This window comes from Streptomyces litmocidini, from assembly GCF_014649755.1.
Classification (GTDB): domain Bacteria; phylum Actinomycetota; class Actinomycetes; order Streptomycetales; family Streptomycetaceae; genus Streptomyces; species Streptomyces litmocidini.
Genome location: NZ_BMTQ01000002.1, coordinates 175,640 through 196,328, shown reverse-complemented (window position 1 = coordinate 196,328; position 20,689 = coordinate 175,640). Strand labels below are relative to the sequence as shown.

At 72.7% G+C, this 20,689-nt stretch carries 18 protein-coding genes; 7 read left to right on the top strand and 11 right to left on the bottom strand.

Annotated elements, in window-relative coordinates:
- Nucleotides 1-271: 271 nt before the first annotated feature.
- On the bottom strand, nt 272-1,378 hold the full coding sequence (locus IE180_RS04220) for a LacI family DNA-binding transcriptional regulator (RefSeq protein WP_190155385.1): 1,107 nt from the start codon (nt 1,376-1,378) through the stop codon (nt 272-274).
- Between the two features lie 390 nt (nt 1,379-1,768).
- On the opposite strand from IE180_RS04220, the gene hisC reads away from it, so the two are divergent.
- Nucleotides 1,769-2,866, top strand: a complete 1,098-nt coding sequence (gene hisC, locus IE180_RS04215) for a histidinol-phosphate transaminase (protein ID WP_190155384.1) — start codon at nt 1,769-1,771, stop codon at nt 2,864-2,866.
- 16 nt (nt 2,867-2,882) lie between these two features.
- Here hisC and IE180_RS04210 read toward each other — a convergent pair whose 3' ends face one another.
- The gene (locus IE180_RS04210; RefSeq protein WP_190155383.1) at nt 2,883-3,263 is read right to left on the bottom strand and encodes a cyclophilin-like fold protein; all 381 of its coding nucleotides are present in this window, start codon (nt 3,261-3,263) and stop codon (nt 2,883-2,885) included.
- Between the two features lie 199 nt (nt 3,264-3,462).
- Between IE180_RS04210 and IE180_RS04205 the strand changes: the two genes are divergently transcribed.
- Genes IE180_RS04205 through IE180_RS04190 form a run of 4 tightly spaced genes read left to right on the top strand, consistent with a single transcriptional unit; the run spans nt 3,463 to nt 11,341 of the window.
- Nucleotides 3,463-4,971, top strand: a complete 1,509-nt coding sequence (locus IE180_RS04205) for a cytochrome ubiquinol oxidase subunit I (RefSeq protein WP_190155382.1) — start codon at nt 3,463-3,465, stop codon at nt 4,969-4,971.
- Nucleotides 4,972-4,989: 18 nt separating this feature from the next.
- Nucleotides 4,990-5,991, top strand: a complete 1,002-nt coding sequence (cydB, locus tag IE180_RS04200; protein ID WP_190155381.1) for a cytochrome d ubiquinol oxidase subunit II — start codon at nt 4,990-4,992, stop codon at nt 5,989-5,991.
- Nucleotides 5,992-6,020: 29 nt separating this feature from the next.
- The gene (gene cydD / locus IE180_RS04195) at nt 6,021-9,608 is read left to right on the top strand and encodes a thiol reductant ABC exporter subunit CydD (protein WP_190155792.1); all 3,588 of its coding nucleotides are present in this window, start codon (nt 6,021-6,023) and stop codon (nt 9,606-9,608) included.
- A 20-nt stretch (nt 9,609-9,628) separates the two neighbouring features.
- Nucleotides 9,629-11,341: a GAF domain-containing sensor histidine kinase gene (locus IE180_RS04190; protein ID WP_190155380.1), complete on the top strand. Its 1,713-nt coding sequence runs from the start codon at nt 9,629-9,631 to the stop codon at nt 11,339-11,341.
- 191 nt (nt 11,342-11,532) lie between these two features.
- Here the strand turns inward: IE180_RS04190 and IE180_RS04185 are convergent, their stop codons facing one another.
- The 4 genes from IE180_RS04185 to IE180_RS04170 form a co-directional block, all read right to left on the bottom strand.
- Entirely contained in the window at nt 11,533-12,405 is an 873-nt protein-coding gene (locus IE180_RS04185) for a Cof-type HAD-IIB family hydrolase (RefSeq protein ID WP_190155379.1), read from the bottom strand.
- Between the two features lie 254 nt (nt 12,406-12,659).
- Nucleotides 12,660-13,310 carry an NAD(P)-dependent oxidoreductase gene (locus IE180_RS04180; RefSeq protein WP_190155378.1) on the bottom strand — a complete coding sequence of 217 codons (651 nt, stop codon included), beginning with the start codon at nt 13,308-13,310 and terminating at the stop codon, nt 12,660-12,662.
- A complete protein-coding gene (locus tag IE180_RS04175) occupies nt 13,307-14,179 on the bottom strand; it encodes an SGNH/GDSL hydrolase family protein (RefSeq protein ID WP_190155377.1) in 873 nt (290 codons plus the stop codon). The genes IE180_RS04180 and IE180_RS04175 overlap by 4 nt, the downstream gene beginning before the upstream one ends.
- 1 nt (nt 14,180) lies before the next feature.
- A complete protein-coding gene (locus IE180_RS04170; protein ID WP_190155376.1) occupies nt 14,181-14,843 on the bottom strand; it encodes a hypothetical protein in 663 nt (220 codons plus the stop codon).
- 162 nt (nt 14,844-15,005) lie between these two features.
- Between IE180_RS04170 and IE180_RS04165 the strand changes: the two genes are divergently transcribed.
- Both IE180_RS04165 and IE180_RS04160 read left to right on the top strand, forming a co-directional pair.
- Nucleotides 15,006-15,521, top strand: coding sequence for a MarR family winged helix-turn-helix transcriptional regulator (locus tag IE180_RS04165; RefSeq protein WP_190155375.1), 516 nt, complete (start codon nt 15,006-15,008; stop codon nt 15,519-15,521).
- 156 nt (nt 15,522-15,677) lie between these two features.
- The gene (locus tag IE180_RS04160; protein WP_190155374.1) at nt 15,678-16,232 is read left to right on the top strand and encodes a DUF6083 domain-containing protein; all 555 of its coding nucleotides are present in this window, start codon (nt 15,678-15,680) and stop codon (nt 16,230-16,232) included.
- Between the two features lie 69 nt (nt 16,233-16,301).
- On the opposite strand, the gene IE180_RS04155 is transcribed toward IE180_RS04160, so the two are convergent.
- The 5 genes from IE180_RS04155 to IE180_RS04135 form a co-directional block, all read right to left on the bottom strand.
- Entirely contained in the window at nt 16,302-17,195 is an 894-nt protein-coding gene (locus tag IE180_RS04155) for an LLM class flavin-dependent oxidoreductase (protein WP_190155373.1), read from the bottom strand.
- A gap of 92 nt (nt 17,196-17,287) precedes the next feature.
- On the bottom strand, nt 17,288-18,304 hold the full coding sequence (locus IE180_RS04150) for a DUF72 domain-containing protein (RefSeq protein WP_190155372.1): 1,017 nt from the start codon (nt 18,302-18,304) through the stop codon (nt 17,288-17,290).
- Between the two features lie 91 nt (nt 18,305-18,395).
- Nucleotides 18,396-18,848: a hypothetical protein gene (locus tag IE180_RS04145; RefSeq protein ID WP_190155371.1), complete on the bottom strand. Its 453-nt coding sequence runs from the start codon at nt 18,846-18,848 to the stop codon at nt 18,396-18,398.
- Nucleotides 18,849-18,884: 36 nt separating this feature from the next.
- Nucleotides 18,885-19,427, bottom strand: a complete 543-nt coding sequence (locus tag IE180_RS04140) for an RNA 2'-phosphotransferase (protein WP_190155370.1) — start codon at nt 19,425-19,427, stop codon at nt 18,885-18,887.
- Nucleotides 19,428-19,527: 100 nt separating this feature from the next.
- Nucleotides 19,528-20,466, bottom strand: a complete 939-nt coding sequence (locus IE180_RS04135) for a MerR family transcriptional regulator (protein WP_229860281.1) — start codon at nt 20,464-20,466, stop codon at nt 19,528-19,530.
- Nucleotides 20,467-20,689 lie beyond the last annotated feature (223 nt).

The window sequence follows — 20,689 nt, the reverse complement described above, 5'->3', positions numbered from 1 at the left end:
CGTCGCGATGCCCTGCACATCGCGGACCGGCCTGGTCGGGGTGGTCCGCGGTGTCGTCCGCCCATCATAGGAATGAGGGCCCTTCCGTGTGACGCACCAGGGGTGGTGAATCCGGGTTCACTCCGGGTTGGCCGTTTGTTTCGCCCGAATTGTGAAGGTCCGGTCCAGGGACGAGCCCGGTGCGGTGATCGGTTTCGTCGTCCCCGCCCACGGGCAGGGGCGGGGACGACCGTTCGGGTGACGGCGGATCCGGGTGCCGTCACCCGTGGGGTCAGTCCTTGGCCGGCGAGCGTGGCGGGCTGACCGTGGTGCGGGGCGAACGTCGCTGCGAGGAGGTGCGGACGATGAGTTCGGTCGGTATCACCTGCTCGACCGGACCGTCGGTGTCGACCCCTTCGATGGCGTCGATGAGGAGCTGGACGACGGCCGTGCCGATCCGGCGCGGCTTGAGCGAGAGCGTGGTGATGGGCGGTTCGGTGGTGGCGTAGACGGTCGACTCGCTGCAGCACACCAGCAGCAGGTCGTCCGGGACGCGCAGTCCGTAGCGACGGGCGGCCGCGAGGAGGTCGGTTCCGTTGGGGTCGAAGAGGCCGTACACGGCGTCGGGGCGGTCCGGGCGGGCGAGCAGCCGGTCGGCCGCGACGGCGCCCGCGCACGGGTCGTGCGCCGGATAGGCCTCGTAGACGGGGTCCTGGCCCACGCGTTCGCACCAGTTGAGGTACGCGGTGGTGGACAGGCGGGTGTACGTGTCGGTGGTGGTTCCGGTGAGGAGGCCGATCCGGCGGGCGCCGGCGGCGGCGAGGTGGTCGAGCAGGTCGAGGACGGCGGCTTCGTGGTCGTTGTCGACCCAGGCGGTGACCGGAAGGGTGCCGGCGGGGCGTCCGTCGGAGACGACGGGCAGGCCCTGGCGGACCAGTTCGGTGACGACCGGGTCGTGGTCGGAGGGGTCGATGACGACGGTGCCGTCGAGGGCGACGTTCGACCAGACGTCATGGCGGGAGGTGGCGGGGAGGATGACCAGGGCGTAGCCCCGGGCGAGCGCGGCCGACGTGGCTGCTCTGGCCATCTCCGCGAAGTACGCGAATTCGGTGAAGGTGAAAGGTTCATCCCCGTACGTGGTCACGGTCAGGCCGATGAGTCCCGACTTGCCGGTACGGAGCGTGCGGGCCGCCGCGGATGGGCGGTAGCCCAGCCTGTCGGCGACCTCGCGGACGTGGCGGCGGGTGGCGTCCGGGAGTCGGCCCTTGCCGTTGAGCGCGTCGGAGACAGTCGTGATGGAGACCCCGGCGGCGGCGGCCACGTCCCGGATGCCTGCCCGGCCCTGCCGGCTTCCCCGGGTCTGTGCCCGGCTCACCTGGTGCTTCCCTGCTGCTGTCATGGCGAGCCGATAGTAGGGCGATGAGGGGCGGTCGGGACGGTCGCATATGCAGGCGTTGACAGGCACGTTTCTGCATGGTCGAAGGAGACCAAGATGCGCTAAATCAAAGGTAGTTAGGCTCTTCTGGGTGTGATCCATGCCCGCCGAACGGTCTGGGCCTGGCGAGGGGGCGAGGTATCGAAGAGGTCTCAACTCACCTCTACGGGGGATGCGCGCCACGGCGCCCGCCACCAGCGCGCGCCACCCCGTCGCGCGCCCCCCTCGGTCGGGACGCGAGCGGAATCTCGTCCAGAGCGTGTCCCTCCTGTTGTCCACAGCCCATTCGCAGCGGCGGCGAATCCTCTTAAGGTGAGGAGTATTGGCGGTACGGACGGTCGAGGAGGCCACACTGTGAGCGAGACCAGCGGGACGAGCACCGGCAGCCCCAAGCTGCGCGCCGAGCTGGACGGCGTCCCCACCTACAAGCCGGGCAAGCCGGCCGCCGCGGGCGGTCCCGTGGCCTTCAAGCTGTCCTCCAACGAGAACCCCTACCCGCCGCTGCCGGGGGTCATGGAGAGCACGCTGGCCGCCGCCGCGAACTTCAACCGCTACCCCGACATGGCCTGCACCGGTCTGACGGAGGAGCTGGCGAACCGCTTCGGCGTGCCCGTCTCCCACCTGGCCACCGGCACCGGCTCGGTCGGCGTCGCGCAGTCGCTGCTCCAGGCCACCTCGGGCCCGGGCGACGAGGTGATCTACGCCTGGCGCTCCTTCGAGGCGTACCCGATCATCACGCAGATCAGCGGAGCCACCTCCGTGCAGGTGCCGCTGACCGAGGGCGAGGTGCACGACCTCGACGCGATGGCCGAGGCGATCACCGAGCGGACCCGGCTGATCTTCGTCTGCAACCCCAACAACCCCACGGGCACCGCCGTGCGCCGGGCGGAGCTGGAGCGCTTCCTGGACCGGGTGCCCTCTGACGTCCTCGTCGTGCTCGACGAGGCCTACCGGGAGTTCGTCCGCGACAGTGACGTCCCGGACGGCATCGAGCTCTACCGCGACCGTCCCAACGTCGCCGTGTTGCGCACCTTCTCCAAGGCGTACGGCCTGGCGGGGCTGCGGGTCGGCTTCGCGATCGCCCACGAGCCGGTGGCGGCGGCCCTGCGCAAGACGGCGGTGCCGTTCGGCGTGAGCCAGCTGGCGCAGGACGCGGCGGTGGCCTCGCTGCGGGCCGAGGACGAACTGCTCGGACGGGTCGGCGCGCTGGTGGCGGAGCGCGAGCGGGTCCACGCGGGGCTCGTGGCCCAGGGGTGGACCGTGCCGGACACCCAGGCCAACTTCGTCTGGCTGCGGCTCGGCGAGCGGACCATGGAGTTCGCGGCGGAGTGCGAGCGGCACGGCGTGGTGGTGCGGCCGTTCGCGGGTGAGGGCGTGCGCGTCACGATCGGTGAGTGCGAGGCCAACGACCTGTTCCTGAAGGCGGCGGAGGGCTTCCGCAAGGAGGGCTGACCGGCCGACGGGTCGATCAGCCGCCGACGAGTTCCACGCGGACCGGGTCGCCGTCCCTGACGGTGGCCAGGATCCGCGGATCGCCGTCGAGGGCGCCCAGCAGATTGCAGGGGCTCGCCAGCCGGCATTCGTCGCCCCGCGAGATCGGGGTGGGGCCGTAGGGGAGGGCGAGCGCGTCGCCCTCCGTCCAGAAGGCCACGGTCCCGGGCTCGACGACCTGGCGCGCGCCGTCCTCGACCGGGGCGGAGACCGGCGTGTCGAAGTAGACCTCCTCGCCCCAGGTGCGGGCGGTGGAGACGATCGGGAGGGCTCCCGCGAGCGCCTTGCTCGTGGGGGTCTCCCCGAGGGTGGCCGTGGTGTGTCCGGCCGGCCAGGAGATGCGTATCCGAAGAGTCATGCACCGGATTCAATAATATGTTGAAGCTCTCGGAAAGTGTGACCCGTAGTACAGCCCCCCGCCTCACGGTACGGATTTCGTATAAGTAATAATGCTTGTGAATGTGAACGCGTTCACAAGCGTGTCCTGCTTCCTCCCTCTTTGGGTGGAACCCGCCAGGCAGACTGCCCGCTGTGACCACGTCGAGTAAGGAGAAGACGTGAACCTAGCTTTGGCGCCGGAGACTCTGGCGCGCTGGCAGTTCGGCATCACCACCGTCTACCACTTCCTGTTCGTACCCCTGACGATCTCGCTTGCCGCGCTCACCGCCGGCATCCAGACCGCCTGGGTCCGCACGGGCAAGGAGAAGTACCTCAGGGCGACGAAGTTCTGGGGCAAGCTCTTCCTGATCAACATCGCCATGGGCGTGGTCACCGGGATCGTGCAGGAGTTCCAGTTCGGCATGAACTGGTCCGACTACTCCCGCTTCGTCGGTGACATCTTCGGCGCCCCGCTCGCCTTCGAGGCGCTCATCGCCTTCTTCTTCGAGTCGACCTTCATCGGTCTGTGGATCTTCGGCTGGGACAAGCTGCCGAAGAAGATCCACCTCGCCTGCATGTGGATGGTGTCGATCGGCACGATCCTCTCCGCGTACTTCATCCTGGCGGCCAACTCCTGGATGCAGCACCCCGTGGGCTACCGCATCGACAAGGAGCGCGGCCGGGCGGAGCTCACCGACTTCTGGCAGGTGCTCACCCAGAACACCGCGCTCACCCAGTTCTTCCACACGATGACGGCGGCGTTCCTGGTCGGCGGCGCGTTCATGGTGGGCATCTCCGCATTCCACCTGGCGCGCAAGAAGCACATCCCGATCATGCGGACTTCGCTGCGGCTCGGTCTGATCACGCTGATCATCGCCGGCCTCGGCACCGCCATCAGCGGTGACCTGCTCGGCAAGGTCATGTTCAAGCAGCAGCCGATGAAGATGGCCGCCGCGGAGGCGCTCTGGGACGGCGAGGCGCCCGCACCCTTCTCGGTCTTCGCCTACGGCGACGTCGAGAAGGGCCACAACACGGTCGCCGTGGAGATCCCGGGTCTGCTGTCCTTCCTCGCGAACGACGACTTCAGCTCGTACGTCCCGGGCATCAACGACGTGAACAAGGCCGAGCAGGAGAAGTTCGGGCCCGGCGACTACCGGCCCAACATCCCCGTCGCCTACTGGGGCTTCCGCTGGATGATCGGCTTCGGCATGGCCTCGCTGGGCATCGGCATGCTCGGCCTCTGGCTGACCCGGAAGAAGTTCATGCTGGCGCCGGGGATGCGGACCGGTGAGGACGAGGTGCCGAACCTGGTCCTGTTCAAGCGGAAGGCGCTCAGCCCCCGCCTGGGCAACTGGTACTGGATCATCGCCCTCTGGACGATGGCGTTCCCGCTGATCGCCAACTCCTGGGGCTGGATCTTCACCGAGATGGGCCGCCAGCCCTGGGTCGTCTACGGCGTGCTGCGCACCCGTGACGCGGTCTCCCCCGGCGTCTCCCAGGGCGAGGTCCTCACCTCGATGATCGTCTTCACCACCCTCTACGCGATCCTCGCCGTCATCGAGGTCAAGCTCCTCGTCAAGTACGTCAAGGCGGGCCCGCCGGAGCTCACCGAGGACGACCTCAACCCGCCCACCAGGATCGGCGGGGACCCTCGTGACCCCGACCGGCCCATGGCCTTCTCGTACTGAGGCTGAGGAGATCGAGGCATGGAACTCCACGACGTCTGGTTCGTACTCATCGCCGTCCTCTGGATCGGCTACTTCTTCCTCGAAGGCTTCGACTTCGGGATCGGAGTCCTGACCAAGCTGCTCGCCCGTGACCGGGCCGAGAAGCGGGTCCTCATCAACACCATCGGGCCCGTCTGGGACGGCAACGAGGTGTGGCTGCTCACCGCCGGCGGGGCGACCTTCGCCGCGTTCCCCGAGTGGTACGCGACGCTGTTCTCCGGCTTCTACCTGCCGCTGCTGGTCATCCTGGTCTGCCTGATCGTCCGGGGCGTCGCCTTCGAGTACCGGGTGAAGCGGCCCGAGGAGAACTGGCAGCGCAACTGGGAACAGGCGATCTTCTGGACCTCGCTGATCCCCGCGTTCCTCTGGGGCGTGGCCTTCGGCAACATCGTCCGGGGCGTGAAGATCGACGGCGACATGGAGTACGTCGGCACCCTCGGGGACCTGCTCAACCCGTACGCGATCCTCGGCGGCCTGGTCACGCTCACCCTCTTCACCTTCCACGGCGCGGTCTTCGCCTCGCTCAAGACGGTCGGGGACATCCGGGGCCGGGCGCGGGCGCTCGCGTTCAGGCTGGGCCTGGTCACGGCGGTGCTCGCCCTGGGCTTCCTGACCTGGACCCAGGTCGACACGGGAGACGGCGGGAGCCTCGTGGCGATGCTGGTCGCCGTGGTGGCGCTGGTCGGCGCCATCGCCGCCATCAAGGCGGGGCACGAGGGCTGGTCGTTCGCGCTCTCGGGCGTGACGATCGCCGCCGCCGTGGCGATGCTCTTCCTGGCGCTCTTCCCGAACGTCATGCCGTCCTCACTCGATCCCGAGTGGAGCCTCACCGTGACGAACGCGTCCTCGAGCCCGTACACGCTCAAGATCATGACCTGGTGCGCGGCGATCGCGACCCCGCTGGTGCTGCTCTACCAGAGCTGGACCTACTGGGTGTTCCGGAAGCGCATCGGTACGCAGCACATCGCCGACACCCACTAGTCGGCCCTCTCCTGAGGGGCATGTTTCACGTGAAACCGATCGACCCGCGCCTGCTCCGGTACGCCAGGGCCACCCGTCTCTTCCTGAGCGCGGTGGTCGTGCTCGGCCTCGTCGGAGCGGTGCTGGTCATCGCCCAGGCGATGCTCGTCGCCGAGATCGTGGTGGGGGCCTTCCAGCAGGCCAGGTCGGTCGCCGACCTGGCCACGCCCCTGCTGCTGCTCGCCGGGGTCGCGGGGGCACGGGGGCTCGTCTCCTGGCTCACCGAGCTCGCCGCCCACCGGGCGAGCGCGGCGGTCAAGTCCGAACTGCGCGGCCGGCTCCTCGGCCGCGCGGCCGCGCTCGGACCGGGGTGGCTGAGCGGTCAGAAGGCCGGTTCGCTCATCGCCCTCGCCACGCGGGGCGTGGACGCCCTCGACGACTACTTCGCCCGCTATCTGCCGCAGCTGGGCCTCGCGGTGGTCGTGCCGGTGGCGGTCCTGGCCCGGATCGTCACCGAGGACTGGGTCTCGGCGGCGATCATCGTGGTCACGCTGCCGCTCATCCCGGTCTTCATGGTCCTCATCGGCTGGTACACCCAGGCCCGGATGGACCGGCAGTGGAAGCTGCTCTCACGGCTCTCCGGCCACTTCCTGGACGTGGTGGCCGGACTGCCCACCCTCAAGATCTTCGGCCGGGCGAAGGCCCAGGCCGAGTCGATCCGCGCGATCACCTCGGAGTACCGCCGGGCGACGATGCGCACGCTGCGGATCGCCTTCCTCTCCTCCTTCGCCCTGGAGCTCCTGGCGACCCTCTCGGTCGCACTCGTCGCCGTCACCATCGGCATGCGGCTCGTCCACGGTGAACTCGATCTGTACACCGGGCTCGTCATCCTGATCCTGGCGCCCGAGGCGTACCTTCCGCTGCGGCAGGTGGGGGCGCAGTACCACGCGGCGGCGGAGGGGCTCGCGGCGGCGGAGGAGATCTTCGCCGTCCTGGAGCAGCCGGTACGGGACGGTGGCACGGAGGCCGCGCCGGAGTCCGTGCGCCTCGAACTCGACGGCGTGACCGTCCGCCACGCGGGGCGCGCCGAGCCCTCGCTCGACGCGGCGACGCTGACGGTCGAGCCGGGCGAGACGGTGGCCCTGGTCGGGCCGAGCGGGGCCGGGAAGTCGACGCTGCTCGATGTGGTGCTGGGGTTCGCCGTTCCGGAGGAGGGCGGTTCGGTACGGGTCGGGGGCGTCGACCTGGGGTCGCTGGACAGGGAGGAGTGGCGGTCCCGGATCGCCTGGGTGCCGCAGCGCCCGCACCTCTTCGCGGGGACGGTCGCCGAGAACGTACGGCTCGCCCGCCCGGACGCCCCCGACGAGGCGGTACGGGACGCCCTGCGGGACGCCGGGGCGGACGGGTTCGTCGCGGGGCTGCCGCAGGGGCTCGACACGGTCCTCGGTGAGGACGGCGCGGGGCTCTCGGCGGGGCAGCGGCAGCGGCTCGCGCTCGCCCGGGCGTTCCTGGCGGACCGGCCCCTGCTGCTGCTCGACGAGCCGACGGCGGGGCTGGACGGGGCGACGGAGGCGGGGGTCGTCGACGCGGTCCGGCGCCTTGCCGCCGGGCGGACGGTGCTGCTCGTCGTGCACCGGCCGGCGCTGCTCGCGGTGGCGGATCGGGTGGTGCGGCTGGGGGGTGCCGCGGTGGGCGCGGGCCCTGCTGTGCCGGAGGCGCCCGGGGCGGCCGTCCGGGGCGCCGGGGACCCGGGCGCGGGAGACGGCGGCGTCGCCGGCGGGGCGTACCCGCCCTCCCCCGAACTCCCGGCTTCGCCCGAACAGGGGGGACCCCCCTCGCCCCGTGCGGAACAGACGCCCGCACTGGGGCGGGTCCGGGCCACGGCCGCGGCGCTCAAGGGGCGAATGGCGCTCGCGCTGCTGCTCGGGAGCCTGGCGCTCGGGTCGGCCGTCGGGCTCATGGCCGTGTCCGGCTGGCTCATCTCGCGGGCCTCCGAGCAGCCGCCCGTGCTCTATCTGATGATGGCCGTCACCGCCACGCGCGCCTTCGGCATCGGCCGGGCCGTCTTCCGGTACGCCGAGCGGCTCGTCTCCCACGACGCCGTCCTGCGGATGCTCGCCGACCTGCGGGTCTCCGTCTACCGGCGTCTGGAGCGGATCGCCCCGGCCGGACTGCGCCGCACCCGGCGCGGTGACCTCCTCGCGCGACTCGTCCAGGACGTCGACGCCCTCCAGGACTACTGGCTGCGCTGGCTGCTCCCGGTGGGCGCCGCGCTCCTCGTGGGCGCCGCCTCCGCCGGGTTCACCGCCTGGCTCCTTCCCGAGGCCGGTGCCGTCCTCGCCGTGGGCCTGCTGATCGCCGGAGTCGCCGTACCGGCGGCCGGCGCGGCCCTCGCCCGCCGGGCCGAGCGGCGGCTCGCCCCCGCGCGCGGCGCCTTGGCGACCGCCGTGGCCGACCTGCTGCGCGGCTGTGCCGAACTGACCGTCGCCGGTGCGCTCCGGGGCCGGATCGAGCGGACGCGGGACGCCGACCGCACCCTCACCTCCATCGCCTCCCGGCAGGCCGCCGCCACCGCGCTCGGCGCCGGCCTCTCCGCTCTGGTCTGCGGTCTGACGGTCGCGGCCGCCGCGCTCGTCGGCGTCCAGGCCGTACGGGACGGGCGGCTCGACGGGGTGGCCCTCGCCGTGATCGTCCTGACGCCGCTCGCCGCCTTCGAGGCCGTCACCGGCCTGCCGCTCGCCGTCCAGTACCGGCAGCGGATCAAGCGCAGCGCCGAGCGGGTCTTCGAGGTGCTCGACGCCCCCGTCCCCGTACACGAGCCGCGCACGCCCGCCGCTCCCCCGGCGCACCCGTTCCCGCTGGAGCTGGCCGGGCTCTCGGCCCGGCACCCCGGCCAGGAGCGGTTCGCGCTCGACGGGTTCGGGCTCACCCTGGAGGCCGGGCGCCGGGTCGCGGTCGTCGGCGTCTCCGGCTCCGGCAAGACCACGCTCGCCCAGGTGCTGCTGCGGTTCCTGGACGTGGAGTACGGCACGTACCGCATCGGCGGCGTACCGGCCCGGGAGCTGGACGGCGACGCGGTCCGGCGGTTCGTCGGGCTCTGCGCCCAGGACGCCCACCTCTTCGACAGCTCCGTCCGCGAGAACCTGCGGCTCGCCAAGGTCGGCGCGGACGACGAGGAGCTGCGCGAGGCACTGCGCCGGGCCCGGCTGCTCGACTGGGTCGACGGGCTGCCCGCCGGACTCGACACGCTCGTGGGCGAGCACGGCTCCCAGCTGTCCGGGGGACAGCGGCAGCGGCTCGCGCTCGCCCGGGCCCTCCTCGCCGACTTCCCGGTCCTCGTCCTCGACGAACCCGCCGAGCACCTGGACCTGGCCACCGCCGACGCGCTCACCGACGATCTGCTCCGGGCCACGGAGGGCCGCACCACCGTCCTCATCACCCACCGGCTGCACGGTCTCGACGCCGTCGACGAGGTGGTGGTCCTCGACGAGGGCCGGACCGTGCAGCGCGGCCCGTACGCCGAACTCGCGGCGACGGACGGTCCGCTGCGGCGGATGCTGGAGCAGGAGCGGGAAACCGATCTGCTCGTCACCTCGGCGGCGCCCGGGACGGAGAGGCCGACTTTTCTCGCCAAATAGGACTTACTAGGCTCAGGCACATGACCGCTGCCGCGCCCGATCCCCCGGGCCCCCTGGAAGCCGCCACCCTGGCCACCCACAGCCTCCAGGGCTTGTCCACGGAGCTCACCGCCCGCGTGCCGCAACTCCTGGAGGCCATGCGCTCGGTCGGCACCGGACTCGAACTCCACTCCACCCTCGACCGGATCTGCGAGACCGCCGCCGAACTCGCCGACGCCCGGTACGCCGCCATCGGCGTCGTCGACGAGGAGGGCGAGGGCCTGTCCGACTTCGTCACCTTCGGCGTCGGCGAGGACGTGGCCCGCCGGATCGGCCGCCGCCCCGACGGCCACGCGGGGCTGCTCGGCGCGCTGATCCGCGACCCGCAGACCATCCGCCTCGCCGATCTGTCCACCGATCCGCGCGCGGCGGGCTTCCCACCGGGACATCCGCCGATGCGGAGCTTCCTCGGCGTCCCCATCCGGGTCCAGGGCGAGGTCTTCGGCAACCTCTACCTCGCGGAGAAGCGCGGCGGCGGCGAGTTCAACGACTACGACGTGCACATGGTCCGGGTCCTCGCCACCGAGGCCGGCATCGCGATCGGCAACGCCCGCCTGTACGAGGCGGCCCGGCAGCGCGAACGGTGGATCGACGGCTCGGTCGCCGTCACCACCGCCCTGCTCTCCGGCGGCGACGCCGACGACGCCCTCACGGTCGTCGCCGAGCAGGCCCGCCGACTCGCCGACGCGGACGCCGGGATCGTGCTGCTGCCCGCCGAGGAGGGCGGCCTGGAGATCGTCGCCGTCTCCTCGCCCCGGCCCACGAAGTCGCTGGGCATGGTGATCCCGCCCGAGAGCACCGTGGTGAAGGAACTCCTGGAGGGCGGGGCCGTCTTCGTGGCCGACGCCTCGACCGACCCGCGCATGGTCAGCAGGCTGACGTCCGCGTACGGACCGAGCATGATCCTGCCGCTGCAGAGCGGCGGGCGTGTCCTCGGCGCGCTCGCCACGCCCCGGGTGCGCGGCGCCCGGCAGTTCACGGAGGCCGAGCGGACGCTCGCCACCCAGTTCGCCTCGCAGGCCGCCCTCGCCCTGATGATGGCCGACGCGCAACGCGACCGGGAGCGCCTCGCCGTCTTCGAGGACCGCGACCGGATCGCCCGTGACCTGCACGACCTGGTCATCCAGCGGCTCTTCGCCACCGGCATGATGCTGGAGAGCGCCCAGCGGAGGTCGATCGTGCCGGCCGTGCGCGAGGGCGTGGGCAAGGCCGTGGACGAGCTGGACGTGACCATCCAGGAGATCCGCACGGCGATCTTCGCGCTCCAGCAGGGACCCGCCGAGGCCCCATCGGGGCTGCGCACCCGTGTCCTGCGGGAGATCAACATGGCGGCCGTGCCGCTCGGCTTCAAGCCCGCGCACCGCTTCCTCGGCGCGATCGACTCGACGGTCGGCGAACTCACCGGCAAGAACCTCGTCGCCGCCCTGCGCGAAGCGCTCTCGAACGCCTTCCGGCACGCGGAGGCGAGCCGCATCGAGGTCGTCGTCGACGCCGACGTCACCCTGCCGGACGGATCCGCCGGGGTGCGCCTCTCGGTCGCCGACGACGGCATCGGCATCCCGGCGGGCGGGCGCCGCAGCGGTCTGCGCAATCTGGCGCGCCGGGCCGAGTCGCTGGGCGGCGCGAGCTGGTGCGGGCCGGGCCTGGGCGAGGACGGCGGCGGGACGACGGTGGTGTGGGAGGCACCGCTCTAGCCCGCGACTCCGCGCCGGGGAGGTGCCGCTCCGCCTGCGTCCGGGAGGTGCGGTGCCGGCCCTGGGGTCTGCCCCGGGGAGGTGCTGCTCGGACCCGCGTCCGGGAGGCGCGGTGCCGGTCCTGGCCGGTGGGGCGCGGTGTCGGCCCCGGCCGGTGAGTGTTTCCGGCCCTTTGCCTCCCCGGTGCCGTTCTAGTCGGTGGTCTCCCTGGCGGCGAGGGCGTCGGTGACGAGCTGTTCGATGACGACCGCCACGCCGTCCTCGTTGTTGCCGACCGTGCGGCCCGAGGCGGCGGTGACGACCTCCGGGTGGGCGTTGCCCATGGCGAACGAGCGACCCGCCCAGCTCAGCATCTCGATGTCGTTCGGCATGTCGCCGAAGGCGACGACCTCCTCGGCGGAGATGCCGCGCTCGGCGCAGCACAGGGCCAGGGTGGAGGCCTTCGAGACGCCGAGCGCGCTGATCTCGATGAGGGCGGTCGGGCTGGAGCGGGTGAAGGCGGCCAGATCGCCCGCGGCCTCCCGCGCGAGCGCGAGGAACACGTCCGGGTCGAGCTCGGGGTGCTGGGCGAGCAGCTTGAGCACCGGGGCGGCCGAGCCGGGCTTCTCCTCGAAGAGGAGCTTCTCGGCGGTGGCGACGGTGGCACCGGGGTCGAGGAAGAAGGGAGGGTACTGCGGCTCGTAGTGGATGCCGGTGGTGAGTTCGACGGCGAAGGACGTCCCCGGCGCGGCGGCGCGCAGGGCGCGGACCACGTCGAGCGCGACCGGCCGCTCCAGCGGGCGGACCTCCAGGAAGGTGCCTCCCGAGTGGAGGTCGACGACGGCGGCGCCGTTGGCGCAGATCGCCAGGCCGTGGCCGTGGACGTGGTCGCTGACGACGTCCATCCAGCGGGCCGGGCGGCCGGTGACGAAGAAGACCTCGATCCCGGCCTGCTCGGCGGCCGCGAGGGCGGCGACCGTGCGCGGGGACACGGACTTGTCGTCGCGCAGCAGGGTGCCGTCGAGGTCGGTGGCGATCAGCCGGGCCACCGGGGCGGAAGGGCGCGGGGAACGGGGAGAGGTCACCGCCCCATTCTTCCGCACCGGACGCACGGGCGTGCGAGGAGCCGCACATATGAGTGCAGGGGATCGTGGGCGTGCGGGCGTGCGGGTGTGGGGGCGTGCGGGCGTGCGGGCGTGCGGGCGTGCGGGCGGGATCGCGCGCGCGGTCCGGTGCACGTGGGATCGCGGGCGGCGGGCGGTGCAGGCGGGATCGCGCGCGGTCCGGTGCAGGTGGGGTCGTGGGCAGGGGATCGCGGGGCGGTGTCCGCGGGGTGTCCTCAGTACGCGACCTCCACGACGGCCCGGTGGGCGCGGTGGTCGTCGACGTGGGTGAGCAGGTAGTGCGCGAGATCGGCGCGGGAGAGGGACTTCGGCCGCGCCAGAGGGGCGTTCTCCGCGGTCCGGTAGGCGCGGGTCAGCGGACCGTCGGTCAGCATCGGGGGCCGGACCACCGTCCACACGGTGCCGTCCGCGCCGGGCGACCGTACGAAGCTCTCCATCCGGGCCATGTCGGCGTAGCCGTGCCGGTAGAGCCGCTGGATCACGTACCGGGTGACGAGCCGCTGCGGCAGCGGCACCTCCGGGGTGATCTCCAGGCCCGCGGAGGAGAGACAGAGCAGCCGGCCGACGCCGGAGGCGCGCATGGCCTCGACGATGTTCCGCGTGCCCTGCGAGTAGACGGTCGTGGGGTGCTTGCGGGCGGTGCTGCCCAGGCAGGAGAGGACGGCGTCGTGACCGGCGACCGCCTCCCGCCAGGTCTCCGGGGCGAGCGCGTCGCCGGGCAGGACGGTCAGCCCGGCCCCCGGGCCCACGACGGGGACCCGGGCGGGATCGCGGGCGACGACCGTGACCCGGTGGCCGGCGTCGAGGGCCTGGGCCAGGAGCTGCGCGCCCGTACCGCCGGTGGCGCCGAAGAGCATGAGCCTCATGACGCCGCCGCCCCCGCCCGCCGGGCCAGCGCGTCGACGAGGGCGACGGTGACGGCCCGCTGGCCGTCGAGGGTGAGGTGCAGGCCGTCGTCGAGGTGCAGGCCGGCGGTGACCCGCCGGGTGTCGACCGTGAGTTCCGGACGCCCGAGGAGGAAGTCGGCGACGCCGTCGACGTCCTTGCTCGTCCAGCCGATCCCGGCGCGCCGGAAGTGCGGATGGGCGCCGGCCCGCTCCTGGTCCACGGCGCTCGGGGTGAGCCAGATCCAGCGGTGGGGGCCGGGGAGCCCGCCGCGTTCGGCGAGGTCCCGCAGGGCCAGGAGGTTGCGCTCGGTCTCCGCCTCGCTGACCAGCCGGGTGCCTGCGGCCCCCGCGTGGCGCCCCAGCCGCTGGGCGTCGTTCGCGCCGAGCATGCACAGGATCCAGTCGGGGCGCAGGAAGCCGAGCTGGGGCAGCTGGGCGAGGGCCTGTGTGGTGGTGGAGCCGGAGACGGCGAGGTTGACGAGTTCGACGCCGTCCGGGAGGAGGTGGCGCAGGATCGAGAACCAGGAGAGCCGGTCGGCGGTGGTGCTCTCGCCGAGGGCCACGACCCGCTGCCCGGGACGGAAGGGCAACCGGCCGGCGCGGTCGGCGAAGGCGGGGTCCCCGAGGAGGTCGGCGGCGGTGTTCCGGGCCTGTTCGTCGAGGCCGCGCAGGAGCGTCCGGTACGTCTCGGTGTCCAGGCCGAAGAGCTCGGCGAGACGGGTGTCGGGCAGCTCGCCCAGGTAGCGGAGGGTCTTCTCGGGCTGCTGGAAGCGCACCAGCTTGTCCACGAGCCTCCTGTCCGTGGGCCTCTTGTCCGCGTCCGTCGTGTTCTCGGGCTTCTCGGGCATGTCAGTGCTCCTTGCCGGTGCTGCGGAGGGGTTCGGTACGGGTGCGGCGCCGGGGCAGCAGGAAGCCGGCGGCGATCAGCCAGCCCAGGCAGGTGAAGCGGGCCAGCGGCAGCAGCAGGGCGGCGCCGTCGAGGAGCAGGGTGAGGGTCGAGAGTTCGGCGACCGCCGCCAGGACGAGGCCGGTCACGGCGAGCGCGCGGGGCAGCAGTCCGGCGAGGAGCCCGGGGACGGCGATCCCGGCCACCAGCAGGCCCAGCGTCACGACGTGTCCCGGGCCGCCGGTGGCGAAGGCCAGGTACTGCAGGGCCCGGACGAGCGGCGGGAGCTCCAGGACCTCCGCACGCGACAGGGTCCAGCTCACCAGGCCGCAGCAGGCCAGGAACCCGGCGGCGAGGAGGCCGCCGGCCAGGGCGATGGTCGCGCCGGGGGCGCGGACGCCGAGCCGGTGCAGCCGGGCCGAGACCGTGGCGGCGTAGACGGCCAGCGGGATCGAGGCCGCGAACTGGAGGGCGCCGGAGATCCGAACGGCGTCGGAGTGGGTGCGGAAGTACGCCACGATCTCGCCGGTCCCGCCGAAGGGGGAGGGGAAGGGGTCACCGCCGGCGAGCACGGTGCCGAGCACCAGCGCGGCCAGGAACAGTCCGGTGAACACCACGGCGAGCACGCCGGGCGGAGGTCCTCCCTGTGCCTCCCGGCGTGCTCGGGGGGCGTCGTTCGGCCGGGGGTCGGTCCAGCTCTCTGCTTCTGCTGCAGACACGGGTCCAGTCCGTTCTCTCAAGAGAATAGTTCACTATGGAGAATCATTCTTGTCCCGTACGATAGCCCCGTGAGCAGTGACCGGCAACCAGTGGAAGATCCCGGAGCGGCGACGGCCCCGCCCCCGCGCGGCGGAGCGTTTCTGCTCGCCCAGCTCGGGGCGCACGCGGCGGGACGTTTCGGCGAGCGCGTCGGCGAGCTCGGCCTCGCCCCGCCGGACGTCGGTCTGCTGCGGATGATCGCCGTGGAACCGGGACGGAGTCAGCGCTCCCTCGCCGCCGACCTCGGCGTCGTCCCGAGCCGGGTCGTCGCGCTCATCGACAACCTGGAGGAGAAGGGGCTCGTCGAGCGGCGCCGCAGCGCCGAGGACCGCCGCCACCACGAGCTGTACCTCTCCGAGGACGGGCGCCGCGTGCTCGGACGGGTCCGCGAGATCGCCGCGCTGCACGAGGACGACCTGTTCGCCGCGCTCGACGAGGAGGACCGGGACCGGTTGACGGCGCTCCTCGGACGGATCGCCGAACAGCAGGGCCTCACCCCCGGCGTGCACCCGGGCTACCGCCGGCTGCCGAAGCGTCAGGGCTGAACGGGGACCGCGCGGCGCCGGCGCGGAGCCGGCGCCGCGCCGGCACGCGGTCGGCGCCCTTCGACATGCGCCAGGAGATGGCCGTAAACATCCGTTCGTTCTGGACACGGCGGGGAAGACCCCCTGGGAGCTGACGGCGTCTTCAGGGAGGGCGGCATGGTCGCGGGCCGGCGGAGCGCGGAGTGCGACTCCTGCGGTACGCCGTACGGGACGTGGGTCACGAGCCTCGGCATGACCCTCTGCGCGGAGTGCGAGCGGACCGGAGCGGCGCACCCCGAACGTGATCCGGTGCTGGTGGGCGACGTCCTGGCCGGCCTGGTCGAGGTCGTGGCCCAGGGCGCCCGGGTCGTGGCACAGCGGACGCGGCCGGGGAGCGCGGTACGGGACGAAGCGGGGCCCGTGAGCGACACCCCGGACGCGCGGGCCCCGGTGCCGGCCGTCTGTGACCGGTGCGGGGCGCTCGCCGAGTGGCACCGCACGGCGCGCGGGCGCTGGGTCATGATCGAGCCCGGGGAGCTGACGGCCCGGCTCGTGCCGGCGGGCCGACGCTGGCGCGTCGGCGGCGACGGGACCGCGGTCGACCTGGGCGCGGCCGTGCCGTCGGACGGGTGCCGGGTCAGCCACTTCGACGTCTGCCCGGCCCGTCCGGCACCGGCCGACTCCCCGGTCATGCTCGCCCTGTGGCGGAGCCACGCCCGGCGCACGGCCTGACGGGCGCCGCCGCGGGCGGTCCGGAACACACGGCCTGACGGGCGCCGCCCCCCGGGCGGTCCGGAACGCTCAGCCCAGCTGGGCGAGCGCCTCGGTGGCGATGTTCTCGAAGACGGTCGGGTCGGCGGCGAAGTCGGAGTCCGGGATCGGCCAGTGGATCACGATCTCGGTGAAGCCGAGCTCCCGGTGACGTCCGGCGAAGTCGACGAAGGCGTCCACGGACTCCAGCGGCCGCCCCCGGTCCGGGGTGAAACCGGTCAGCAGGATCTTGTCGAGCTCGGCGACGTCCCGACCGGACTCGGCGCACGCCTTGGAGAGCTTCTCGACCTGGCCGCGCAGGGCCGCCACCGACTGCTCGGGCGTCCCCTCCTCGTACAGCTTCGGGTCTCCGGTGGTCACCCACGCCTGCCCGTGCCGCGCGGCCAGCCTCAGCCCGCGCGGCCCGGTCGCCGCCACCGCGAACGGCAGCCTCGGACGCTGGACGCAGCCGGGGATGTTCCGCGCCTCGTCGGCCGAGTAGAACGTGCCCCGCTCCGTCACCGCGTCCTCGGTGAGGAGCCGGTCGAGGAGCGCCACGAACTCGCCGAACCGGTCGGCCCGCTCCTTCGGCGTCCACGCCTCCTGCCCGAGCACGGTGGCGTCGAAGCCGTTGCCGCCCGCGCCGATGCCGAGGGTGATCCGCCCGTCGGAGACGTCGTCCAGCGTGATCAGCTCCTTGGCGAGCGTCACCGGGTGCCGGAAGTTCGGCGAGGTCACGAGGGTGCCGAGGCGGATCCGCTCGGTGGCCGTCGCCGCCGCGGTGAGCGTGGGCAGCGCGCCGAACCACGGGCCGTCGCGGAAGCTCCGCCAGGAGAGGTGGTCGTAGGTGTACGCCGCGTGGAAGCCGAGTTCCTCGGCCCGCCGCCAGGTCTTCTGCCCCTCGCTCCACCGGTGGATGGGGAGGATCACCGTGCTCAGTCGCATGCCGTCGACCCTACGGGACCCCGTCGGCCGGGCGTCGACTCCGGCGGGTCTCCGTCCGGGCGCACGGCCCGCCCACCGGCCGTTCAGAACGTTCAGAAGAGGGGCGCCGTGCCACCCGGGCCGTCCGCCGCGACGCCCGGGCCGTCCGTGCCCCCCGGGCCGTCCGTGCCACCCGGTCCTTCCACCGCGTCGCCCCGGCCGTCCGCGTCGTTCCGGCCGTCCGCCCGGTCGGCGTCGGGCTGCGTGCCGAGCAGGCGGCTCATCGTCTCGGCACTGCGGACGGCCGCATCGCCACAGCAGTTGTTGAAGAGGACGTGGACCTCGCGGGCCCGGTCGGCCATCGCGTGGACGGCCGGCGTCCAGGAGGAGAGCTCCTCGGGCGTGTACCGGTGGCGGAACCGTTCCTCCTTCGTTCCCGTCCCCCAGGCGCGGTTGCGCCCGTGGAAGCGGACCACCGCCAGCCGGTCGGAGGTGACCGGGGTGACCGGCGGGATGGACGTGGGGAGCGACTGCACCATGTCCACGGCCACGGCGGTCAGGTCCAGTTCCGCCAGCAGGCCGAAGGTGGAGGCGGACCGGTCCGGACGCCACCAGTCGGGATGCCGGAACTCCACCGCCACCGGCCAGCCCTCGGTGCGCTCCCGGCACCGGCGCAGCGTCGACGTCGCCGCCGTCCCCGGAGCCAGCCACGGAGGGAACTGGAAGAGGAGCGTGCCCAGGCGCTCCGCCCGGCGCAGGGGTTCGAGGGCGCCGCTGAAGCGGAGCCACACCTCGTCGAGCAGCTCGGGGTCCGCCTCCGCCCGACCGTGCGGCCGGGCCGCCGCCGCCCGCAGATCGGCCGGCAGCGCGCCGGGGCGCGTCGGGTGCCCGGTCAGCAACGAGAACGCCTTCACGTCGAACCGGAAACCGGCCGGCGAGCGCTCGACCCAGAGAGTGCTGTTACGCGTACTGGGCAGCCCGTAGTAGGTGGCATCCACCTCGACCAGCGGGAACCTCGTGGTGTAGTACCGCAGTCTGGCCTCCGCGCCGCGGTGGCCCTCCGGGTACCAGCCGCTGGACAGCAGCTCCTTGTCCGTCCATGAACACGCGCCGACGAGAATGTCACCCATGGTCACCGTCTTCCCGGACCCGTGCCGCCGACTCTCTCCGGCGCTCGCGATTCCCCCGGAAGTGAGGGCTGTGTACCCGAACCCGCGGCGGTCAGCGGACGCGGGAGCTCATCCAGGGAGTGAGCGAGGCCCCGGGGACGAGCTCCTTGTACGTCTCGTCGCCGGGCAGCGGGACGATCAGCCACCAACCGGGCGGGAAGAACCGTCCCTTCACATGGGCGAGACCGCCGTGGACGGAGCGGAGGAAGGCGGGGACGGCGTCGCGGGGCACGTCCGCGAACGCGATCCCGTCCACGGTGATCGTGGCGTCGTCCTCGGGGAAGACCTGGACCGCGACCGAGGGGGAGCCGCCCAGTTCGACGTAGGCCTCGTGCGGCAGCGAGCCGTCCGGGTCGAGGACGGCGAACGCCCCGGAGGAGGTGCGCCGGGAGGTCCGGTCCGCGCCGATGTCGTCGGTCACCGTCATCTCCAGGTGGAACTCCCGGGCGATCTCACGGATCGCGGTGACGGCGGCCTCGGTGGTGGGCAGATGCGGATGAGCCATGGCGACGATCATGCCGCACGGCCCTGGGACGCGGGCTCAGGAAGGGAAACGGAGGAACTCCGGCGGGACGGCGTCGGTCAGCCAGACCCCGTTGGCGCTGACGCGGAAGACGTGTCCGGCCCGCCGCATGGCGCCGGCGTCGACGCTCAGCACGACGGGCCGTCCCCGGCGCGCGCCGACCCGGGTCGCCGTCTCCCGGTCGGGGGAGAGGTGGACGTGGTGGCGGGCCATGGGCCGCAGTCCCTCCGCCCGGATCGCCGGGATCCGGTCCGCGACCGTACCGTGATGGAGGTACGCGGGCGGTTCGGCGACCGGCAGGTCGAGGTCGACCGCCACGGTGTGGCCCTGGTTCGCCCGGATGCGGGTGCCCTCGACGGCGAAGCGCTTCTTGTCGTTGGTCGCGACGACGTGGTCCAGCTCGTCACGGGTGAAGGGGAAGCCGTGCTCCGCGGCGGCCCGGAGCAGGGCGTCGATCTCGGTCCAGCCGTGCGCGTCGAGGACGAGTCCGATGCGCTCGGGCTGGTGGCGCAGATGCCTGGAGAGGTACTTCGACACCTTCACGGTGCGTCGTTCATCCATCTCGATTTCTTCCCCGTTCGGGTTTGATCCACAAGCAAGTGGAGTTATCCACAGGCAAGTTTGAGATTCTGTGGACAACGGGGCTGTCCGGTCAAAGCATTTACCCAATTCCCTCCTGTTTGTGACGACTTGCCGCAAGTGCGTCCAATGTCCTTTTATGGACCTCTCGTTCTGTGGCTGCCGCGATGAAGGCCTCGACGCCCTCCGCGCCGACCAGGCCCTGCACGGCCCGTATCGTCCCGGCCGGGAGCGACACCGCGCGCGGCTGGTCGTCCCTCGCCCGGGGCGGGTCCGGCGACAGGTGGATCTGGAGGTGGCGGGTGGCCAACAGGCGCATGGCCCGAGCCAGTTCGGCGTCCACGGTCTGCTGGGCGAGCGGCCTGAGCCGCCGCACCATCGTCGCCGCCTCGGCCGCGTCCGCGTCCGTCGGCGGCCGGTGCTCCAGATAGCGCGCGAAGACGTGCTCGGTCGTGAACTCCAGGAAACGGGAGGCGATGTGCTCGACCTGGTCGCGAAGTTCCCTCAGGTGACCGGTGATCGCCGCCAGGGGCACACCCGCCGCGTACAACTCGGCCGCCACCGCCAGCTCCTGCGGGCTCGGTACGAGGTACTCCTCGCCCTCCCGTTCCGGCAGCCGCTCCAGTACGCCGAGCTCGACCGCCTCCCGGATGGCCTCCTCGTCCGGCGTGCCGCCGAAGCGGGCGTCCAGCTCCGCGCGGGAGATCCGGTCCGCCTCCTCGTCCGTCCACGGCCCGTGGACCTCCGCGACCAGCCCCAGCACCCCGCCGAGGCCCCGGCCGGTGTCCCAGGCCTCTAGGAGCTCCTTGATCGAGGCCAGGGTGTAGCCCCGGTCGAGGAGGTCGGCGATCTGCCGGAGCCGCGCGAGGTGCGCGTCCCCGTACACGTTCGACCTGCCCCGCCGCTCCGGGCGGGGCAGCAGGCCGCGGTCCTGGTAGGCGCGGATCGTCCGGACCGTGGCCCCGCTGTGGTGGGCGAGATCCTCGATCCGGTACTCCGGCTGTGCTGACTGCTCGGCCAAACCCGCTCCCACCACCCGCGTCCTCCACCCCGCCGTCGCGGGGTCCCTCCTGGAAGGGATCGTACGACCGCCGCCCGCCCCGGACCCCGCCGGTCGCACCGGGGCGACCACCGGCCCGGCTCAGGTCCAGCCGGCCGCGCCGGTGTGGCCACCGGTCCGGGCACGACCCCGCCGGTCCCCACGCCGTGACCTGCCCGGATCGGTGGTCTTCCTGGATCAGTGG